Here is a 20,196-nt window from a genome sequence, read left to right as displayed (position 1 = left end):
ACTCCTAGGCGTTCGACGCGGTCAGCACCTCGGCCATGTCGGTCAGGCCGGCCAGCACCTTCTCGATGCCGTCCTGCCGCAGCGTGATCATGCCGGCATCGAGCGCGGCGGCCTGCAGCGCGTCGGCCGCGGCGCGGTGGCGCACCAGGTGGCGCGTGCTGTCGCTGGCCACCATCAGCTCGTGCAGGCCCAGCCGGCCGCGGTAGCCGGTGTGGTCGCAGGCCTCGCAGCCGCGGCGGTGGTGCATCAGCAGCCGGCCCTGTGCGTCGCCATGCTGGCGGCGCCAGCGCTCGATCAGCGCGTCCATCGTGGCGCCGCGCCCGCCGCTGCTCTCGGCGTACTGCTGTGCCAGGGCACGCAACGCGCCATCGTCCAGCGGCCGCGCCTCGCGGCAGCGGGTGCACAGCCGCCGCACCAGGCGCTGCGCCAGGATGGCCAACAGCGAATCGGAGAACATGAACGGGTCCAGTCCGATCTCCAGCAGCCGCGTGATGCTCTCGGGCGCCGAGTTGGTGTGCAGCGTGGACAGCACCAGGTGACCGGTGAGCGAGGCCTCCACCGCGATGCGGGCCGTCTCCGCATCGCGCATCTCGCCGATCATGATCACGTCCGGATCGGCGCGCAGGAAGGTGCGCATCGCCGCCGCGAAGGTCCAGCCGATGCGCGGGTTCACCTGCACCTGGCGCAGGCCGGCCTGGGTGATTTCCACCGGATCTTCGGCGGTCCAGATCTTGCGCTTGGCGGTGTTGAGTTCGCGCAGCACCGAGTGCAGCGTGGTGGTCTTGCCGCAGCCGGTGGGGCCGCAGATCAGGACCAGGCCGTAGGGCTTGTCCATCGCGCTGCGCAGGCCGGCGAGCACCGGCGCCGAGAGGCCGATGGATTCGATCGGCATCGGCTTCAGGCCCGAGAGGATGCGCAGCACCACGTCTTCGAGCCCGTGCAAGGTGGGCACGGTGACCATGCGCAGCTCGACCCGCGCGCCGCCGAAACGGGCGAACGCGATCTTGCCGTCCTGCGGCTTGCGGCGCTCGGCGATGTCGAGGTCGGCCATGATCTTCAACCGCGCCACCAGCGCGAAGCGCAGGCGCTGTGGCAGCTCGAGGTAGGGCGCGAGTTCGCCGTCGATGCGCAGGCGCACCCGCACCGGCTGGCCTTCGCCGCTTTCGATGTGGATGTCGCTGGCGCGCAGCCGCACCGCGTCGGCGATCATCGCGTTGACCAGCCGCACCAGCGGGTTGTCGGACTGGTTCAGCACCGCCGGGTCGATGTCGACATCGGCCTGGCCCTCTTCGGACAGCGCACGGGCCAGCAGCGCCACCTCGCTGGCCGTTGGATCGCCGCCGTCATGCCCGCCGGCCGGCACGCGGTAGGCCGCGGACAGCGCAGCGGGCAGGGTACCCGGCAGCGCCATCACCGGCAGCACGCGCTGCTCGGCCGCGAAGCGCAGCTGCTCCAGCAGCGCCTGGTCCCAGGGGTCGCTCATGGCAACGACGAGGGCGTCCTCGTGCTGCATCAGCGCCAGCACCTGTTCGCGCTCGGCCAGTGCGCGCGGCAGGCGGGCCAGCGCCTCGGGCTCGGGCACCAGGCGGCGCGGGTCGACCAGCGGCACGCCCATCCACGAGGCCAGCGCGCCGTTGAGCTGCAGCGGCGTGATCGTGCCGCCGTCGACCAGCAGCTGACCCAGCAGCCGGTGCGGCGTGAGCTGGCGCTGGCGGGCCAAGGCCGCCTGCAGGATGGCGGGATCGATGATGCCGCGCTCGATCAGCGCCTCGCCCAGGTGGCGGGCCCGCGGGCCTTCGGGCCGGCTCAGCGCCTGCTGCAGTTCCTGCAGCGAGGCCGGCAGTGCGCCTTGTGCGGCTTGTGCGGGGCGTGGTACCGGGTCCAGGCCCATCGGTTCGGTGTCGGCGGTGCTTGTGTCCATCTCGACATCGAGGCTAGCCCGCGCCGCCGCACCGCGGGTGGGCGGATCGCACGCCGCGCGCCGCCGCGTCTTCCGCAGCGTGCGCCGGCTTGACGCCTGTCAAGCCGGCGTTGCGTTCACGGCACGCACTGCGTCCACCAGTGCCTGTTGCGCGGCCGGCAGGCCACTGGTGAAGGCCAGGCCCAGCTGCAGCATCGCCGCCTCCACGCCGGCCAGGCAGCCGAGGATCTGCGCCTCGTTCTGGTCGCCCAGGTGGCCGATGCGGAACACCCGGCCGGCCAGCGGCCCCAGGCCGCCGGCCACCGCCACCTGGAACTGCTCGCGCGCGACGCGTCGGATGGCCTCGGGGTCGACGCCCGGCGGCGTCTGGATGGCGGTGACCGAGACCGAGCGCGCAGCAGCTTCACGCGCGAACAGCGCGAAGCCCTGGCCCCAGGCCGAGACGGCGGCCTGCACCGCGCCGGCCAGGCGCTGGTGCCGTGCCCACACCGCGTCCAGCCCCTCGGCCTCGATCAGGCCGATGGCCGCGCGCAAGCCCGCCAGGTGCGCCAGCGGCGCGGTGCCGCAGAACTTCTGGTAGGGCATCGCGCCGCGGCGGCGCGCCCAGTCCCAGTAGAAGCGCGGCGCCGGGTTGCGCTGCGCCGCGGCCAGCGCGCGTTCGTTCGCCGCGACGAAGGCCAGGCCGGGCTGGCCCATCAGGCCTTTCTGCGAAGCGCCCATCACCACGTCGATGCCCAGCGCGTCCATCGCGAACGGCGCCGCGCCGAGCGAGGCCACCACGTCCACCACATGCAGCGCCGGATGGCCGGCGGCCTGGATGGCGCGGGCGATGGCCGGCACGTCGCTGGTCACGCTGCTGGCGGTGTCGGTGTGTACCGTGAAGACGGCGCTGATGCGCTGCGCGCGGTCGGCCCGCAGCAGCGCCTCGACCTCGGCCGGGTCGATCGGCAACCCCTCGCGCCAGGGCGTGCGCAAGGCCTCGCCGCCGAACGCGCGCACCTGCTCGGCCCAGCTGTCGGAGAAATGCCCGGTGCCCGGGATCAGCACCACGGTGCCGGGGCCCACCAGGTTGGCGATCACCGCCTCCCAGCCGCCGTGGCCGTTGGCGGCGTAGAGGAAGACGTCGGCCGTCGTCGTCTGCAGCAGGCGCTGCAGGCCGCGCTCGCAGTCGTCGATCAGCTGCGCGACGGCGGGGTCGCCCAGGTCGGTGGGCTGGCGCAGCATCGCGTGCAGCACCTCGTCGGGCACCGGCGTCGGACCGGGGGAATGCAGCAGGCGGCGGCCGGGAATGCGGGGCATGGGCGATGGTCCTGGTGGCGTGAAGGGGTCAGTAGCCGCGCGTGCGGTCCACCGGATGGGGCAGCGGCTCGCCGCGCTGCAGGCAGCGCAGCCCGGCGACGAACTGCGCGGCCACGGTCTCCAGCGAGGATTGCGCGGCGATGTGCGGCGTGATCAGGATGCCGGGCACGGCCCACAGCGGGTCGTCCGGCGGCAGCGGCTCGGTCTGCTGCACGTCGAGCGCGGCGCCGGCCAGCTGGCCCGACTGCACCGCGGCGATCAGCGCGGCCTCGTCGACATGGCCGCCGCGCGCCACGTTGATGAAGTAGCCGCCGCGCGGCATCGCGGCCCAGCAGCCGGCGTCGAGCAGGCCCTGCGTGGCCGGCGTCAGCGGCAGCGTGTTGACGACGATGTCGCTGCGCGCCAGCAGCGCGTGCAGCGGGCCGCTGTCGCGCCGCCAGCCCTCGACCGCGAAGCCCAGCGCGCGCAGCGGCTCGGCGATGGCGCGGCCGACCTCGCCGAAGCCGAGGATCGCGACGCGGTGCCGCGCCGCGGCCTTCGGGTGGCGCGCCCAGCTGCGCACCTGCTGCTGCTGCTCGTACAGCGGCAGCGCGCGGGCATGGCGCAGCACCATCAGCGCCACATGCTGCGCCATGCCCAGCGCCTGGTCGGGGTCGACGATGCGCGACACCGGCACCTGCGGCGGCAGCTCGGGCACCAGGAGCTTCTCGACGCCGGCGGCGATCGAGCACACCCAGCGCAGCCGCGGCAGGCGCGGCGCCAGCCCCGGCGGCAGGCGCCAGCCGAGCACGACCTCGATGCGCGCGAGCTGCGCGTCATCCAGCTCGCGGCTGTAGCCGGTCACGTCCAGCGACGGGTCGGCCGCCAGCAGCGCGGCGCGGTAGGCCGGGATCAGCGAAGGGTCGGGCGGCAGCAGCAGCAGGGGTGGCGAATGCATGGCGAGCGAGTGTGCCGCAGCCCGAAAAACCTCAGTGCGACGCCAGGTCCAGATACCGCCAGATGTCGCGCATGAACGGATGCCGCCAGTAGTGGCGCAGCCAGGGCTGCAGCAGGTCGGCCTGGATGCGATGGCCGTGCACTTTGTACGGCATGTAGGCCACCATCAGATTCTTGGCCTCGCGCATCAGCGCGGCGCGCTCGGGGCCGTCGGGCAGCACGCGCTGGCGTTCGTACAGCTTGTCGAAGGCCGGCAGCCGGAAGCGCGCGTCGTTCGATTCGCTGGCGTTCGGCCCGTAGGCAATGCCGAGGAAGAAGGCGCCGTCGGGCGTGGCGGCGCTCCAGGCGTAGCCCCACATCATCAGGCTGCCGGCGCGCGAGCGGCGCAGCAGCTCGCCCCAGCCGGCGGGCTCGAACACCACGCGCAGGCCGACGGCGCGCAGGCTGCGGTACCAGACCTCGTTGCCGTCGCGGCCCAGCTGGTCGGCCAGCGAGGCGATGCGCAAGGTCAGCGGCCGGCCGTCGGGCGCCTCGCGCCAGCCGTCGCCGTCGCGGTCGACATAGCCGTACAGGTCCAGCAGCGCGCGCGCCTTGGCCGGGTCGTATTCGCTCATCTCGCTGCGGTAGTCGGGCTCGTAGCCGTAGGTGTAGGGCGCGATCGGCGACTGCGCCGGCACCGCCAGCCCGCCGCGCACGATGCGCCGCCACAGCGCGCCGTCGTGCGCCAGCGCGATGGCCCGGCGCAGCGCCACCTTCTCGGGCGTGTTGCCGCCGACGACCGGGTCCTCGCAGTTGAAGTAGGTCATCTGCATGTCGGCCTGCGGTTCGAGCGCCAGCTGCACGCCCTGCTTGCGCAGGAAGGGCGCGAGATGGCCGTTGGGCACCGCCAGCTGGCCGTAGCTGCCGCGCGCCTCGATCATGTCCAGCCGGCCGTTGACGAAGGACAGCCAGTACGGCTGCGGCTCCTCGATGATGCTGAACTCGATGCGGTCGATCAGCGGCAGGCGCTGGCCGCTCAATTCATGCGCTATCGACTGGGCCAGCGGCGTCTCGGCCGGCTGGCCGCTGTAGACCTCGCCGCGGAAGCCGGGCGAGCGCTCCAGCACGATCAGCGAGCCGCGGCGCCAGCTGGCGAGCCGGTAGGCGCCGGTACCCACTGGATGCGTGCCGATGTCGGGGCCGTAGCGCTCGGCGACTTCGCGCGCCACCGCGCCGCTCAGGTAGGGCAGCGCCAGCTGGTAGACGAAGCGGGGGTCGGGGTCGGCCAGGCGGATGCGCAGCGTGTAGCGGTCCAGCGCCTTCAGGCCTTCGACCTCGGTGTCGTAGTCGAAGGGCTTGCCGCTCTTCAGCGCCTGCTGGCGCAGCTCGCTCAGGCCCAGCAGCTTCGCGCCTTCGAAGATGTACAGGTCGGCCGAATTCCAGCGCGGGTCGTAGAAGCGCTTGAGGCTGTAGACGTAGTCGGCCGCGGTCAGCTCGCGCGGGCGGCCCTGGAACGCCGGGTCGTCGGCGAAGAAGATGCCGGGCCGGATGCGCAGCGTGATCTGGCGGTAGTCGGCCGGGATCTCGGGCAGCGCCTCGGCCGTCAGCGGCACCAGCCGTGGCGGGCGCGCCAGGTAGTCGTAGCCCAGCGGCGATTCGAAGATGCTGGCGATGACCTGGTAGGTGTAGTAGCTGCTCTCGCTTTGCGCGGGGTCGAGCTGCGTCTCGGTGGCGGGCAGCGCCAGGCGCAGCGTCTTGGGACCCTCGCGGCTGGCGGCGGCACCGGTGGCCGCGGCCAGGCCCAGGCTGCCGGCCAGCCAGTCGCGTCGCCGCAGCCCGCGATGGCTCATTGGTGCACCCTTGGCGCTGCGCGCCGTCCCTCCAGGAGGGAATTCGCCCTTCGGGCGGCCGGGCGGGCTCATGCCCTCTTCGTGTCGTCGATGTCGATGTACTGCCACCAGTCCTGCCAGAACAGCGGCCGGCGGTAGCCGACGACCCAGGGCCACATCAGGTCGGCATCGATGCGGTGGATGCGGTTCTTCCACGGCAGGTAGGTGGCGGCGATGCGCTTGGCCTCGAGGAACAGCGCGTCGCGCTCGGGGCCGTCGGGCAGCGCCTGCATGCGCTCGTACAGGCGGTCGAAGGCAGCCAGCTTGAAGCGCGGCATGTTCTGGCTGCCGGCTTCGGGGCCGTACAGGCGTGCCAGCGCGCTCTGCCCATCCAGCCCCGCGGCCGACGAGGACAGCTGCCACATCATCAGCTTGCCGGCACGCGCGGCCTTCAGGTTCTCCGGCCACTGGCCGATGATGAACTTGACGCGGATGCCCAGCGCGTCGAGCGCCTTCTTCCATAACTCGTCAAAGGTGCGGAAGCGCTGCTCGGGCTGGGTGGTCATCTCGATCAGCAGCGGCGAGCCGTCGGGGCGCTCGCGCCAGCCGTCGCCATCGCGGTCGACATAGCCGTACAGGTCCAGCAGCGCCTTGGCGCGGGCCGGGTCGTAGTCGCTCATCTCGCTCTTGAAGGCCGGGTCGTAACCGCTGGTGTGCGGCACGATCGGCGACTGCGCGGGAATGGCCGCGCCGCGCCAGTAGACCAGGATCTCGCGCTGCACGTCGTAGCCCAGCGACATCGCGCGGCGCAGCGCCACCTTCTCGGGCGTGTAGCCGCCGACGACCGGGTCTTCCATGTTGAACATGGTCAGCGCGTTGTCGGAATTGACCTGGCGCCGGCCGACGATGCCGCGCCTGGCCAGGTTCGGCGCCAGCTTGCCGTTGGGCATGGCCTGGTTGATGTACTCGCTGGGCACCGCGTTCGCCAGCGTGGCCAGCATGTCGATCTGGCCGTTCAGGAAGGACAGCCAGCGCGGCTGGTTCTCCAGGATGATCGAGACCTGCACCTCGTCGATCAGCGGCAGACGGCGGCCCTTGAAGCGCGCCAGCAGCGCCTGGCCCTCGGCATCGTCGGTCGCCGGCTCGGCGTCGTACAGCACCTCGCGGTAGTCGGGGCTGCGCTCCAGCACGATCAGCGAGCCGCGGCGCCACTGCTTGAGCCGGAACGGGCCGGTGCCCACCGGGTGCGCGTCGATCTTGTCGCCGTAGAACTCGACCACCTCGCGCGCCACCGCGCCCAGCAGGTCGGGCTGGGCCAGCGTTTCCAGCAGGCGCGGGCGCGGCTGGTCCAGCGTGATGCGCAGCGTGTAGCGGTCCAGCGCGCGGATGCCCTCCACCTCGCGCCCGTAGTCGAACGGGATCTTCCTGGCGATGGCTTCCTCGCGCAGCGCGTTCAGGCCGGTGAGGCCGACGGTGATCATGCCCCCGACGATCGGGCTCTTGTTCGCGGGGTCGAACACGCGCTTGAAGCTGTAGACGAAGTCCTGCGCCACCAGCTCGCGCTTCTGGCCCTTGAACGCGGGGTCGTCGGCGAAGAAGACGCCGCGCTTGAGCCGGACCGTCCACACCCGGAAGTCGGCCGAGACCTCGGGCATGCCCTCGGCCAGCTGCGGCTTGATCTTCGCCGGCCGCGCCAGGTGGTCGTAGTGGTACAGGCCCTCGAAGATGTGCGGCGTGATCGTGCGCGAGTACAGGTCGTTGACCTTGATGGGGTCGAAGCTGGATTCGGCCGAACTGAACGCGAAGCGCAGCACCTTGCGGCCGCCTTCGGCGCGCACGCCCGTCAGCGGCGCGGCCAGCGCCCAGGCGCCGGCGAACTGGCCAACGCGGCGGCGGGTGAGGGGCAGGGAGGGCATTGTGGGTGGACGCTCAGTTTGGCCGCTTGCTCGGGTCGATGTCGACGTACTGGAACCATTCGGTCCAGAACAGCGGGCGCCGGTAGCCGACGACCCAGGGCTGCACCAGGTCGATCTCGACCCGGTGCACATGCGCCTTCCAGGGCATGTAGGCGGTGGTCAGGCGCTTGGCTTCGAGGAACAGCTTGTCGCGCTCGGGCCCGTCGGGCAGCGCCTGCAGCTGGTCGTACAGCTTGTCGAAGGCCTCGAGCTTGAAGCGCGCCAGGTTCTGCGCACCGGCTTCGGGCCCGTAGTAGCGCGCCAGCGAGCCCTGGCCGTCGGGCTTGTCGGCCGAGCCGCCGAGCTGCCACATCATCAGCTTGCCGGCGCGGGCCGACTTCAGGTTCTCCGGCCACTGGCCGGTGATGAAGCGGATGCGGATGCCGATCGCGTCCATGCACTTCTTCCACACCAGGTCGAAGTCGCGGTTGCGCTGTTCCGGCTGCGTGGTCATCTCCAGCACCAGCGGCGAGCCGTCGGGCTGCTCGCGCCAGCCGTCGCCGTCGCGGTCGACGTAGCCGTACAGGTCCAGCAGCGCCTTGGCGCGCGCCGGGTCGTAGTCGCCCATCTCGCTCTTGAACGCCGGGTCGTAGCCGCTGGTGTGCGGCACCAGCATCGACTGCGCCGGCACGCCGATGCCGCGGCGCACGACGCGGATCTCGCGCTGCACGTCGTAGGCCAGCGAGATGGCGCGGCGCAGCGCCACCTTCTCGGGCGTGTAGCCGCCGACGACCGGGTTCTCCATGTTGAAGAACGAGACGCCGGCGTCCGGGTTCACCACCTGCCAGCCCTGGATGCCGCGCCGGGCCAGGTTGGGGGCGAGGTGGCCGCCGGGCATCGCGATGTTGACGAACTCGATGGGCACCGCGCCGGTCTGGGTCGCCAGCGCGTCGATCTGGCCGTTCAGGAAGGCCAGCCAGCGCGGCTGGCTTTCGTTGATGATCGAGACCTGCACCTCGTCGATCAAGGGCATGCGCTTGCCCTTGAGCCGGGCCAGGATGGCCTGGCCTTCGGCATCGTCGGCCGCGGGCTCGGCCGTGTAGTGCTCCTCGCGGTAGTCGGGGTTGCGCTCCAGCACGATCAGCGACGAGCGGCGCCACTGCTTCAGCCGGAACGGGCCGGTGCCCACCGGGTGCGCGTCGATCTGGTCGCCGTAGAACTCGACCACCTCGCGCGCCATGGCGCCGTACAGGTCCGACTGCGCCAGGACTTCCAGCAGACGTGGCCGCGGTGCTTCCAGCGTGATGCGCAGCGTGTAGCGGTCCAGCGCCTTGATGCCTTCGACCTCGCGGTCGTAGTCGAAGGGCTTGCGGGTCTTCACCGCCTCCTGGTACTGCGCCATCAGGCCGACGAAGCCCACCGAGTCCAGCTCGCCCAGGCCGGCGCTCTTGTTGGCCGGGTCGAACACGCGCTTGAAGACGTAGACGAAGTCCTGCGCCGTCACCTCGCGCTTCCTGCCCTTGAAGGCGGGGTCGTCGGCGAAGTAGATGCCGCGCCTGACCTTGATCGTCCAGACCTTGAAGTCGGGCGAGGACACGGGCATGCCGTCGGCCAGCAGCGGCCGGATCTTCGTCGGCCGCGCCAGCGGGTCGTACTGGTACAGCGCCTCGAAGATGTGCGCGGTGATGGCGCGCGAGTACAGGTCGTTGAGCTTGACCGGATCGAACCCGGTCTCGGCCGAACTGAAGGCCACGCGCAGCACCTTCTTCGGTTCGTCGGCCGTGGCCGCCAGCGGCAGGGCGGCGGCGATGCACAGGAGGAGCAGTCGGAGCAGGGCGTTCATGCGTGTCGTGGCGCAGGTTGCTGCGCGGTGTCGATGTCGATCAGGTGCCACCACTGGTTCCAGAACACGGTGCGGCGGTAGCCGATGACCCAGGGATGGGCCAGGTCCACCTCGATGCGGTGGACGTGGAATTTCCACGGCATGTAGGCCACCGCAAGGCGCTTGGCCTCCAGGTACAGCGCGTCGCGCTCGGGGCCGTCAGGCAGGGCCTTCATGCGGTCGTACAGGGCGTCGAAGGCCGGCAGCTTGAAGCGCGCCATGTTCTGGCTGCCGATCTCGGGGCCGTACAGCCGTGCCAGGCTGCCCTGGCCGTCGGCGGTGTCGGCCGAGGAGCCCAGGGTCCACATCATCAGCCTGCCGGCGCGCGCGGCCTTCAGGTTCTCCGGCCACTGGCCGGTGACGAAGCGGATGCGGATGCCCACCGCATCGAGGCACTTCTTCCACAGCGCATCGAAGTCGCGGTTGCGCTGCTCGGGCTGGGTGGCCATTTCCAGCAGCAGCGGCGAGCCGTCGGGCTGCTCGCGCCAGCCATCGCCGTCGCGGTCGACATAGCCGTACAGGTCCAGCAGCGCCTTGGCGCGGGCCGGGTCGTAGTCGCTCATCTCGCTCTTGAAGGCCGGGTCGTAGCCGCTGGTGTGCGGCACGATCGGCGATTGCGCGGGGATCGCGCCGCCGCGGCGCAGCAGGCGGATCTCGCGCGCGTTGTCGTAGGCCAGCGAAATCGCGCGGCGCAGCGCCACCTTCTCGGGCGTGTAGCCGCCGACCATCGGGTTGTCCATGTTGAACAGCGTCAGCCCGGTGTCGGGGTTGACGATGCGCCAGGCCTGGATGCCGCGCTTGGCCAGGTTCGGCGCCAGTTTGCCGTTGGGCATCGCGGTGGCGAAGTAGTCGGTCGGCACCGCGTTCGCGCGCGAGGCGATCAGGTCGTTGTCGCCGTTCAGGAAGGCCAGCCAGCGCGGCTGGCTCTCGTCGATGATCGAGATGCGCACCTCGTCGACCATCGGCAGGCGCCTGCCCTTGAGCTTCGCCAGGATGGCCTGGCCCTCGGCGTCGTCGGGCGCGGGCTGCTCGTCGTAGAACTCCTCGCGGAACTGCGGGTTGCGCTCCAGCACGATCAGCGAGGACCGGCGCCACTGCTTCAGCCGGAACGGGCCGGTGCCCACCGGGTGCGCGTCGATCTGGTCGCCGTAGAACTCGACCACCTCGCGCGCCACCGCGCCGAGCTGGTCGGACCAGGCCAGGATGTCCAGCAGGCGCGGGCGCGGCTGCTCGACGACGAAGCGCAGGGTGTGGCGGTCCAGCGCCTGCAGGCCTTCGACCGGGCGCTCGTAGTCGAACGGTTTCTTCTCGCGGATCGCCTCGTCGCGCAGCGCGTTCAGGCCGACGAAGCCCTGCGCGATCATGCCGCCGACGAAGGGGCTCTTGTTGGCGGGGTCGAAGGCGCGCTTGAACGCGTAGACGAAGTCCTGCGCCACCAGCTCGCGGCGCCGGCCCTGGAAGGCGGGATCGTCGGCAAAGTACACGCCGCGCCGCAGCCGGACGGTCCAGACCCGGAAGTCGGCCGAGACCTCGGGCATGCCCTCGGCCAGCAGCGGGCGGATCTTCACCGGCCGGGCCAGGTGGTCGAAGCGGTACAGGCCCTCGAAGATGTGCGGCGTGACGGTGCGCGAGTAGTTGTCGTTGATCTTGACCGGGTCGAGGCTGGTCTCCGCCGCCGCGAACGCGATGTTCAGCACCTTCCTGCGCCCGGCCTCGGCCGCGCGCACGGGCAGCAGCGGCGCGGCCAGCATCGCCGCGGCCAGGCCGGAGACGGCGCGCCGCTTCATTGGGCGCTCCGCCGCTGCAGCTCGGCCAGGTCGATGTCCACGTACTTCCAGCTGTTGCGCGCGAACACGTTGCGGTGGTAGCCCTGCACCCAGGGCTGGGTCAGGTCGGTGAACACGCGGTGCACATGCGCCTTGTAGGGCATGTAGGCCACCATCAGCTTCTTCTGCTGCTCGATCAGCGCGGCGCGCTCGGGGCCGTCGGGCAGCGCACGTTGACGATCATGTAACGCGTTATAGGACGGGAGGTCGAAGCGCGCATGGTTGGCCTGGCCCTTGTTCGGGCCGTAGCCGAGTTCGAGGAAGGCATCGGCATCGGGCACGGTGGCCGACCAGCCCACGCCCCACATCATCAGCTTGCCCGCGCGCGAGGCCTTCAGCTGCTCGGGCCACTTGGCCAGCTTGAAGACGATGCGGATGCCGATGGCGTCCATGTTGGCCTTCCAGTGCTCGGCCAGCTGCTTGCGTTCCTGGTCGGGCTGCGAGGCGTATTCCAGCACCAGCGGCGTGCCGTCGGGCTGCTCGCGCCAGCCGTCGCCATTGCGGTCGACGTAGCCGTGCATGTCCAGCAGCGCGCGTGCCTTGGCGCGGTCGAACTCGCTCATCTCGCTCTTGAACGCCGGGTCGTAGCCCCAGGTGTTGGGGCCGACGGTCGATTGCGCCGGAATCGCCTGGCCGCGCCGCACCAGGCGGATCTCGCGGTCCACGTCCACCGCCAGCGCGATGGCGCGGCGCAGCGCCACGCGCTCGGGCGTGTAGCCGCCGACCACCGGATGCTCCATCGCGAAGTACGAGGCCGAGATGTCGGCGCGCAGGTAGCGCTCCATGCCGATGCCGCGCCTGGCCAGGTGCGGCGCGAGCTGGTTGTTCGGCAGCACCTGCGGCGCGAAATCGACCGGCACCTCTTCGAGCAGGTCGTGCTCGGCGTTCAGGAAGGCCAGCCAGCGCGGCTGGTTCTCCTCGATGATCGAGACCTCGACGCGGTCGTTCAGCGGCAGGCGCCGGCCTTGATAGCGCTGCGCGATCGCCTGCAGCCGCGCATCGTCCGGCGGCGGCTGCTCGTCGTACAGCACCTCGCGGTAGCCGGGGTTGCGGTCGAGCACGATCTTCGACGAGCGCACCCATTGCGCCAGCCGGTACGGCCCGGTGCCCACCGGGTGGGCGCCGATCTTGTCGCCATAGGCCTCGCACACCTCGCGCGCCATGGCCGGGAACAGCGCGCTGTCGCCCAGCAGGTACAGGAAGCGCGGCTGCGGTTCGGCGAAGCGGAACTGCAGCGTGTAGCGGTCCAGCGCCTTCAGGCCTTCGACCTCGGTGTCGTAGTCGAAAGGCTTGTTCTCGCGCAGCAGCTTCTGCCGCAGCTCGGACAGGCCGAGGATGCGCGCGTTCTCCATCACGTAGAGGTTGCCGCTCTTCCAGCGCGGGTCGTAGTGGCGCTTGATGCTGTAGACGTAGTCGGCCGCGGTCAGCTCGCGCTTGCGGCCCTTGAACGCGGGGTCGTCGGCGAAGTGGATGCCGGGCTTGAGCCGGAGCGTGATGGTCTTGAAATCGGCCGACACCTCGGGCATCGCCGCCGCGGTGTTGGGCCGCACCTGGAAGGGTCGCGCCATCAGCGCGAATTCGAGCGGCGCCTCGAAGATGTTGCCGACCACGGTGCGCGAATACAGGTCGGTGACCTGGATCGGGTCGAACGAGGTCTCGGCCACGCGGAAGGCGTAGCGCAGTGTCTTCACGCCGCTGGCCGCGGGGGGGGAGGCCGGCGCATTGGCCAGCGCCGGCTGCAGGCGCAGCGGCAGGCACAGCAGCAGACTCGTGGTCAGCGCCAGGAGCAGGGGTCGGCTCATCAGGGCTTTTTGGGCAGCGCCGGCTCGGGGTGGTGGCCGGGTGCGCCAGGAACAGCAGTTGGCGAAGTGCCGAGTCTAAGGGCCGCTTCCCCTGCTGCCGGAGTACCCCCGGCACGGGGTTTGCGATAGGGGAGCGCGCCAGTGTGGGGGTCCTACACTCGCGCATCCCGAAATTGGGGCGGCCGCGCCACGAGCGTCGGCGGCCCGTGCATGGAGTTCCGCGCGTCATGGTGGCCTACCTGATACGACGCCTGTGGCAAATGATTCCGACGCTGATCGGCGTGGTGCTGCTGGTGTTCGTGCTCTTCCATTTCTTCGGCGGCGACCCGGCCGAAATCCTCGGTGGCCTCAACGCCACGGCCGACCAGGTCAATGCCATCCGCCAGCAGCTGGGCCTGAACGAGCCCTGGTACGTGCAGCTGGGCATCTTCCTGAAGCAGATCGCCACCTTCGACTGGGGCAAGAGCTGGGCCACCAACGAGGCGGTGAGCCACCTGTTCGCCACCCGGCTGCCGGCCACGCTGACGGTGATGATCCCGATCCTGCTGCTGGACACGCTGCTGGCGATCCCGATCGCGCTGGGCGTGGCCTACGTGCGCGGCTCGCTGACCGACCGTTTGCTGATGATCGTCACCACCGTCGCGCTGTCGATCAGCTTCCTGGTCTACATCATCGTCGGCCAGTATGTGTTCGGCTTCCAGCTCGGCTGGTTCCCGGTGCAGGGCTGGAGCGATTCGACCTGGACCAACCTCACCACCTACACGCCGCTGCCGGTGCTGCTGGCGGTGCTGGTGGGCGTGTCGCCGCAGACGCGGCTGTACCGCAGCTTCTTCCTCGACGAACTCGGCCACGACTACGTGCGCACCGCGCGCGCCAAGGGCCTGCAGGAAGGCACGGTGCTGTTCAAGCACGTGCTGCGCAACGCGATGATCCCGATCCTCACCAACGTCGGCCTGGCGCTGCCGGGCATCTTCGTCGGCTCGTTCCTGATCGAGGTGTTCTTCTCGATCCCCGGCCTCGGCCGCGAGGTGCTGCTGGCGGTGAACCGCAGCGACTATCCGGTGATCCAGGCCACCACGGTGTACCTGGCGGTGCTGACGATGTTCATCAACCTCGGCACCGACATCCTCTACAAGGTCGTCGATCCCCGGGTGGTTCTCAAATGAGCGCGGTGCTGAATTCGCCGGTGGCGGCGCCCGCCACCATCGTGCATTCCGAAGGCGTGTGGCATGCCGCGTGGCGCCGCTTCAAGGGCGACCGCGTCGCGCTGACGTCGATGTGCATCGTGTTCGCGTTCCTGCTGCTGATCCTGGCCTCGGGCCTGGGCTTGGTGGCCAAGGACTGGGGCCGCGAAGTGGGCGTGGCCAATGCGCCGCCGCACTTCATCGGCCCCAAGCCGCCCGAGGCCACCGGCGCCATCGCCACGCCCAAGGGCCCGAACGTCGACCTGAGCTCGATCGACCCGCTGGCGCCGCGCTACAAGGAATGGGCCGAGCGTGCCGCCAAGCTGAAGACCACCGACACGGTGAAGGCCGAGACGCTGCCCTTCGGCGGCGACCGGCTGGGCCGCGACGTGCTGTCCAAGGCCATCAAGGGCACGCAGGTGTCGGTGGCGGTGGGCCTGCTGGCGGCCGTGCTGGCCGCGGTGTTCGGCACCCTGCTGGGGGCGCTGGCCGGCTTCTTCGGCGGCAGGATCGGCGACTTCCTCGAGTGGCTCTACACCGTCTTCACGTCCATCCCCGACATCCTGCTGATCTTCACGCTGGCCGCGGTGCTGAACCGCGCCGACGCGATCATCCCGCGCGGCATCTGGACCATCGTGATCATCCTCAGCCTGGTCGGCTGGACCACGGTGTACCGCCAGGTGCGGGCCGAGTTCATCAAGCATTCCACGCGCGAGTACGTGCGCGCCGCCGAGGCCATCGGTGCCTCGTCGGGCTCGCGCATGTTCCGCCACATCCTGCCCAACGTCAGCCACGTGATCCTGGTGCGCATGAGCCTGCTGGTGGTCGGCTTCATCAAGAGCGAGGTGATCCTGTCCTACCTGGGCCTGGGCGTGCCGATCGACCAGGTCAGCTGGGGCACGATGCTGGCCGAATCGCAGGCCGAGCTGATCCTCGGCTACTGGTGGCAGCTGGCCGCGGCCACCGTGTTCATGGCGGTGTTCGTCACCGCGTTCTCGTTGATGGCCGACGGCTGGCGTGACGCGCTGGACCCCAAACTGCGCGGAGCCGAGTAAGACCATGCTGCTCAGTATCCAGGACCTCAAGGTCGCCTTCCGCATGGGCCAGCGCGGCGCCACCACGCTGGCGCAGGCCGTCAAGGGCGTGAGCTTCGACATTCCCGAGAACAGCACCGTGGCGCTGGTCGGCGAATCGGGCTCGGGCAAGAGCGTCACCGCGATGAGCGTGCTGAACCTGCTGCCCGACAACGCGCAACGCGAGGGCCGCATCCTGTACCACGGCAAGGACCTGCTGCATGCCTCGCTGCCCGAGCTGCAGGCGCTGCGCGGGCGCGAGATCGCCTGCGTGTTCCAGGACCCGATGAGCTCGCTGAACCCGGTGTTCACCGTCGGCCAGCAGCTGGCCGAGCCGCTGGTCAAGCACCTGGGCATGAGCGGGCGCCAGGCCATCGAGCGGGCCGAGGCGCTGCTGGCCGAAGTGGGCATTCCCGAGCCGAAGCGGCGGCTGAAGGCCTACCCGCACGAGATGTCCGGCGGCCAGCAGCAGCGCGTGATGATCGCGATGGCGCTGGCCTGCGAACCCAAGCTGCTGATCGCCGACGAGCCCACCACCGCGCTGGACGTGACGATCCAGCGCCAGATCCTCGAGCTGATCGCGAAGATGAAGGACAAGCACCGCATGAGCGTGCTGTTCATCAGCCACGACCTCGGCGTGGTCGGCGAGATTGCCGACCAGGTGGTGGTGATGCGCCACGGCGTGGTGCGCGAGCAGGGCCCGGTGGCCCAGATCTTCAGCGCGCCGCAGGACGCCTACACCAAGGCGCTGCTGGCCTGCCGCCCGAGCCTGACCGAAACGCCGGCGCGGCTGACGGTGATCGACGACCACATCGCGCAGACCAACGGCAGCGCCCCGACCGCGGCCGCGGTGGCCAAGCCCAAGGACCCGAACGCGCCGGTGGTGCTGCGGGTCAAGAGCCTGGCCAAGAGCTTCTTCCTGAAGGAGGGGCTGTTCGGCAAGCGCGAATTCCGCGCGGTGCGCGACGTCAACTTCGAGTTGAAGCGCGGCCACACGCTGGGCGTGGTCGGCGAGTCGGGCTCGGGCAAGACGACGATGGGGCTGACGCTGCTGCGCCTGCACGAACCCACCGGCGGCGAGGTGATCTTCGACGGCCGCAACCTGCTGACCTTGAGCGACGCGGAACGCCAGCTGATGCGCCGGCGCATCCAGATCGTGTTCCAGAACCCCTATGCCAGCCTGAACCCGCGCTTCACGATCGGGCAGACCCTGGTCGAGCCGATGACCATCCACGGCATCGGCGCCAGCGTCCACGAGCGCGAGGCGCGTGCGCAGGCGCTGCTGGCCAAGGTGGGGCTGGACGCCAGCGCCTTCGGCAAGTACCCGCACGAGTTCTCCGGTGGCCAGCGCCAGCGCGTGGCGATCGCCCGGTGCCTGACGCTGGACCCCGAGGTGCTGGTGCTGGACGAAGCGGTGAGCGCGCTCGACGTCTCGGTGCAGGCGCAGGTGCTGAACCTGCTGCGCGACCTGCAGGACGAGCTGGGCCTGAGCTACGTGTTCATCAGCCACGACCTGGCGGTGGTGCGCTTCATCTCCGACGAGGTGATGGTGATGAAGGACGGCGAGGTGGTCGAGCAGGCCAGCGCCGCCGAGATCCTGGCGCATCCGAAGCAGGACTACACGCGCCGGCTGATGAGCGCGGTGCCGCGGGGCTGGCAGGGGGCGACGGCCTAACGGCCATCCGGTGCGGGTGCCTGGCGGCCAGCCGGTGCGGCCGGCGCCGCGATCAGCCGCACCAGCGCGCGCTTGAGCTCCGCCTCGTGCACCGGCTTGGCGACGAAGTCGACCATGCCGGCGGCCAGCGCCTGCTCGCGTTCGCTTTCCAGCACCGCGGCCGACAGCGCGATCACCGGCAGGTGCCGGGTGCGCGCGTCGGCGGCCAGCGCGCGCGCGGCGCCCAGGCCGTCGAGCACCGGCATGTGCAGGTCCATCAGCACCGCGGCGAGCTCGGCATTCATGTCGCGCGCGATCAGCAGCGCCTCGGCGCCGTCCTGTGCCTCCACCGGCTCGGCCCCCAGCGCGCGCAGCAGCGCGGTGATGATCAGCATGTTGACCGGGTTGTCCTCGACCACCAGCACCTTCGTGCCGTCCAGCGCCTTGGCCGGCACCGGCGCGGGCAGCAGCAGCTGCGGCGCGGGTTCGACGGCCTGCAGCGGCAGCCGCAGCCAGAAGCGGCTGCCCTGGCCCGGCGTGCTGTCCACGCCGACCTCGCCGCCCATCAGCTGCGCCAGCTGGCGGCAGATCGACAGGCCCAGCCCGGTGCCGCCGAAGCGCCGCGTGGTCGAGCCGTCGGCCTGCTCGAAGGGCTGGAACAGGCGTTCGCGCGCCTCGGGCGCAATGCCGATGCCGCTGTCGATCACGTCCACGCGCAGGTGCGTGGCGTCGGCCTTGATAACGCGCAAAGTGATCTGCCCAGCCGGCGTGAACTTCAGCGCGTTGCTGAGGTAGTTCGACAGGATCTGCCGCAGCCGCACCGGGTCGCCCAGCACCTGGCGCGGCAGGCCGGGTTCGAGCTCGCAGCGCATCGCCAGGCCGCGCTCGCGGCCCAGGGTCGCGAAACTGCGGAAGCTGCCTTCGACCAGCGCGATCAGGTCGAAGGGCAGCCGCTCCAGCTGCAGGCGGCCGGCTTCGATCTTGCTCAGGTCCAGCACGTCGGACACCAGCCCGGCCAGGCCTTCGGCCGATTCGACCAGGTGGCCCAGGTACTCGCGGCGCCGCGCCTCGTCCAGCGCCGGGTCCTGCAGCAGCCGCGCCAGGCCCAGCACGCCGTTCAGCGGCGTGCGGATCTCGTGGCTCATGCTGGCCAGGAAGGCGCTCTTGGCCTGGTTCGCGGCCTCGGCGGCATTGCGCGCCTCGGCCAGCGCCTTCTCCGCTTCGCGCCGCTCGGTGATGTCCTCGGCCACCCAGATGGTGCCGGCCTCGCGCGGCTGCGCCGCGTCGACCGCCCGGGCCCGCATGCGCGCGACGATGCGGCTGCCGTCCGGCCGGGTGACATGGCGCTCGATGTCCAGCGTCTGCCCGCTGCCCAGGGCCTGGTCGACCTGGCCGATAAAGGTTTCGTAGCCGGCCGTGTCGGCGAACACCTGGCTGATCGGTGCGTCGTGCAGGCTGCCCGGGGCCAGGCCGAACATGCGCTCGAACTGCGGGTTCACGCGTTCGAAGCGGCGCTCGCGCACCAGCGCGATGCCGACCGAGGCGTTGTCCAGGATGGCCTCGGTCTGCGCGCGTTCGCGCTCGGTCTCGGTGATGTCGCGCGCGGTGATCACCGCCACTGGCTCGCCGTCCCAGTCGAAGCTGCCGACGTTCAGCAGCATGTCGCGGCGCCGCCCGTCATGCGTCCACACCGGCGAGCGCAGGTTGTGCACATGCTTGTGCGCGACCAGCGCGGCGCGCAGCGCGCGCGGCGTCTCCTTGTCGCGCCACAGGCCCAGCCCCAGCGCGGTCTTGCCCAGCGCTTCGGCCTCGGTGAACCCGGTGATGCGGGCAAAGCTGTCGTTCAGCAGCAGGATGCGCCCGTCGCGCGTGCTGGCCACGGTGATCGCGTCGGGCGACTCGCGGAACAGGCGCTCGAGCAGGGCCTTCGAGCGCTGCAGCTCGGCCTCGGCCTGCACCTGGGCGCTGACGTTGCGGCTGACGCCCCACCAGCCGGTGGCGCGGCCCTGCTCGTCGAGCACCACGTCGCCGCTGGCGCGCACGGTCAGCGGCGTGCCGTCGACCGAGCGGTAGTGGATCAGCATCTCGCGGAAGGGCTGGCGTGTGCGCAGCGCGGCGCGCACCTGCGGCCAGTCGCCGTCCTCCAGGATCACCGGCCCGCCCGGCCGGCCGAGTTGCAGGTACTCGGCCACCGTGCGGCCGGTGCGCTGCGCGAACGAGGCCGACAGCGCGGTCACATGGCCCTGCAGGTCGAGCGCCCAGGTCCAGTCGGCGCCCAGCGCCAGCAGCTGCGCCAGGCGGTGCTCCTGTTCGAGCGCGCGGCCCAGGCCGCGGCCGATCAGCCGTGCCATCAGCAAGGCCGTGAGCAGGCCGCCCAGGCTCAGCAGGCCGTGCACCGCGACGCGGTAGGGCAGCGGCGTCGAGGTGGCCAGCAGGGCCGCGCCGCCCAGCCGGCCTTGCAGCTCGGCCGCGTACAGCGCCAGCGCCAGCAGGAAGTTCAGCACGGCCAGGGCCGCCGCGGCCGAGGGCGCCAGCAGCATGCCGGCCAGTGCGATGAACATCGGCGCACCGCCCAGCGCCAGCGAATGCAGGCCCAGCCCCGACGCGGCCGCGTAGCCGTGCATGGCGACGATCCACAGCGCCAGCAGGCCCAGGCTCGCGCCGCGCGCGTGGCCGCGCCGCTGCAGCAGCCAGCCACCGCCGGCGGCCAGCAGCAGCACCCCGCCGAAGACCATGCGCTCGGCCGCGAACGGCAGGCCGGCGCGCGGTCCGCCTTGCAGCAGACCGGTGCCCAGCAGCAGGACGCCCAGCGCCGCACTGACGCCGACCAGCACGCGCACCGCCAGCGCGTCCAGCTCGCGTCGCGCGGCGGGCGGGCCAGCCGGTACCGGCGGCAGGGGATCAGGCATCGGCAAC

12 protein-coding genes are annotated in these 20,196 nt (G+C 70.9%); 3 read left to right on the top strand and 9 right to left on the bottom strand.

All coding sequences use genetic code 11. The features are described from left to right. Positions 1-4 precede the first annotated feature (4 nt). From ACILR4_RS11970 to ACILR4_RS11935, 8 genes are all read right to left on the bottom strand, one after another. Positions 5-1,921 carry a GspE/PulE family protein gene (locus ACILR4_RS11970; protein ID WP_395701083.1) on the bottom strand — a complete coding sequence of 639 codons (1,917 nt, stop codon included), beginning with the start codon at positions 1,919-1,921 and terminating at the stop codon, positions 5-7. Positions 1,922-2,020: 99 nt separating this feature from the next. Then, complete coding sequence (locus ACILR4_RS11965) at positions 2,021-3,220, bottom strand: pyridoxal-phosphate-dependent aminotransferase family protein (RefSeq protein ID WP_395701082.1); 1,200 nt, start codon at positions 3,218-3,220, stop codon at positions 2,021-2,023. Positions 3,221-3,248: 28 nt separating this feature from the next. After that, entirely contained in the window at positions 3,249-4,157 is a 909-nt protein-coding gene (locus tag ACILR4_RS11960) for an NAD(P)-dependent oxidoreductase (protein ID WP_395701081.1), read from the bottom strand. A gap of 31 nt (positions 4,158-4,188) precedes the next feature. Further along, positions 4,189-5,985 carry an ABC transporter substrate-binding protein gene (locus tag ACILR4_RS11955; protein WP_395701080.1) on the bottom strand — a complete coding sequence of 599 codons (1,797 nt, stop codon included), beginning with the start codon at positions 5,983-5,985 and terminating at the stop codon, positions 4,189-4,191. Between the two features lie 68 nt (positions 5,986-6,053). Next, positions 6,054-7,880, bottom strand: a complete 1,827-nt coding sequence (locus tag ACILR4_RS11950) for an ABC transporter substrate-binding protein (protein ID WP_395701079.1) — start codon at positions 7,878-7,880, stop codon at positions 6,054-6,056. A 13-nt stretch (positions 7,881-7,893) separates the two neighbouring features. After that, a complete protein-coding gene (locus tag ACILR4_RS11945) occupies positions 7,894-9,702 on the bottom strand; it encodes an ABC transporter substrate-binding protein (protein WP_395701078.1) in 1,809 nt (602 codons plus the stop codon). Further along, positions 9,699-11,528, bottom strand: a complete 1,830-nt coding sequence (locus ACILR4_RS11940; RefSeq protein ID WP_395701077.1) for an ABC transporter substrate-binding protein — start codon at positions 11,526-11,528, stop codon at positions 9,699-9,701. The genes ACILR4_RS11945 and ACILR4_RS11940 overlap by 4 nt, the downstream gene beginning before the upstream one ends. Beyond that, positions 11,525-13,369 carry an ABC transporter substrate-binding protein gene (locus ACILR4_RS11935; RefSeq protein WP_395701076.1) on the bottom strand — a complete coding sequence of 615 codons (1,845 nt, stop codon included), beginning with the start codon at positions 13,367-13,369 and terminating at the stop codon, positions 11,525-11,527. Before ACILR4_RS11935 ends, ACILR4_RS11940 begins: the two co-directional genes overlap by 4 nt. A gap of 227 nt (positions 13,370-13,596) precedes the next feature. Between ACILR4_RS11935 and ACILR4_RS11930 the strand changes: the two genes are divergently transcribed. From ACILR4_RS11930 to ACILR4_RS11920, 3 genes are read left to right on the top strand one after another with little or no spacing between them, the layout of a single operon-like run. Continuing rightward, positions 13,597-14,535 (top strand): ABC transporter permease, encoded by a 939-nt coding sequence (locus tag ACILR4_RS11930; RefSeq protein ID WP_395701075.1) that lies wholly within the window; start codon positions 13,597-13,599, stop codon positions 14,533-14,535. Continuing rightward, the gene (locus ACILR4_RS11925; protein WP_395701074.1) at positions 14,532-15,608 is read left to right on the top strand and encodes an ABC transporter permease; all 1,077 of its coding nucleotides are present in this window, start codon (positions 14,532-14,534) and stop codon (positions 15,606-15,608) included. Before ACILR4_RS11930 ends, ACILR4_RS11925 begins: the two co-directional genes overlap by 4 nt. A gap of 4 nt (positions 15,609-15,612) precedes the next feature. Next, positions 15,613-17,301 (top strand): ABC transporter ATP-binding protein, encoded by a 1,689-nt coding sequence (locus ACILR4_RS11920; protein WP_395701073.1) that lies wholly within the window; start codon positions 15,613-15,615, stop codon positions 17,299-17,301. Here ACILR4_RS11920 and ACILR4_RS11915 read toward each other — a convergent pair. Beyond that, positions 17,298-20,189 (bottom strand): PAS domain S-box protein, encoded by a 2,892-nt coding sequence (locus ACILR4_RS11915; RefSeq protein ID WP_395701072.1) that lies wholly within the window; start codon positions 20,187-20,189, stop codon positions 17,298-17,300. The two genes, ACILR4_RS11920 and ACILR4_RS11915, sit on opposite strands and share 4 nt — an antisense overlap. Positions 20,190-20,196: the final 7 nt, after the last annotated feature.

The sequence above is a fragment of the Aquabacterium sp. genome, assembly GCF_044226965.1.
Classification (GTDB): domain Bacteria; phylum Pseudomonadota; class Gammaproteobacteria; order Burkholderiales; family Burkholderiaceae_C; genus Pseudaquabacterium.
The sequence above is the reverse complement of the archived record's forward strand: the minus strand, read 5'-3'. Positions and strand labels throughout refer to the sequence as shown.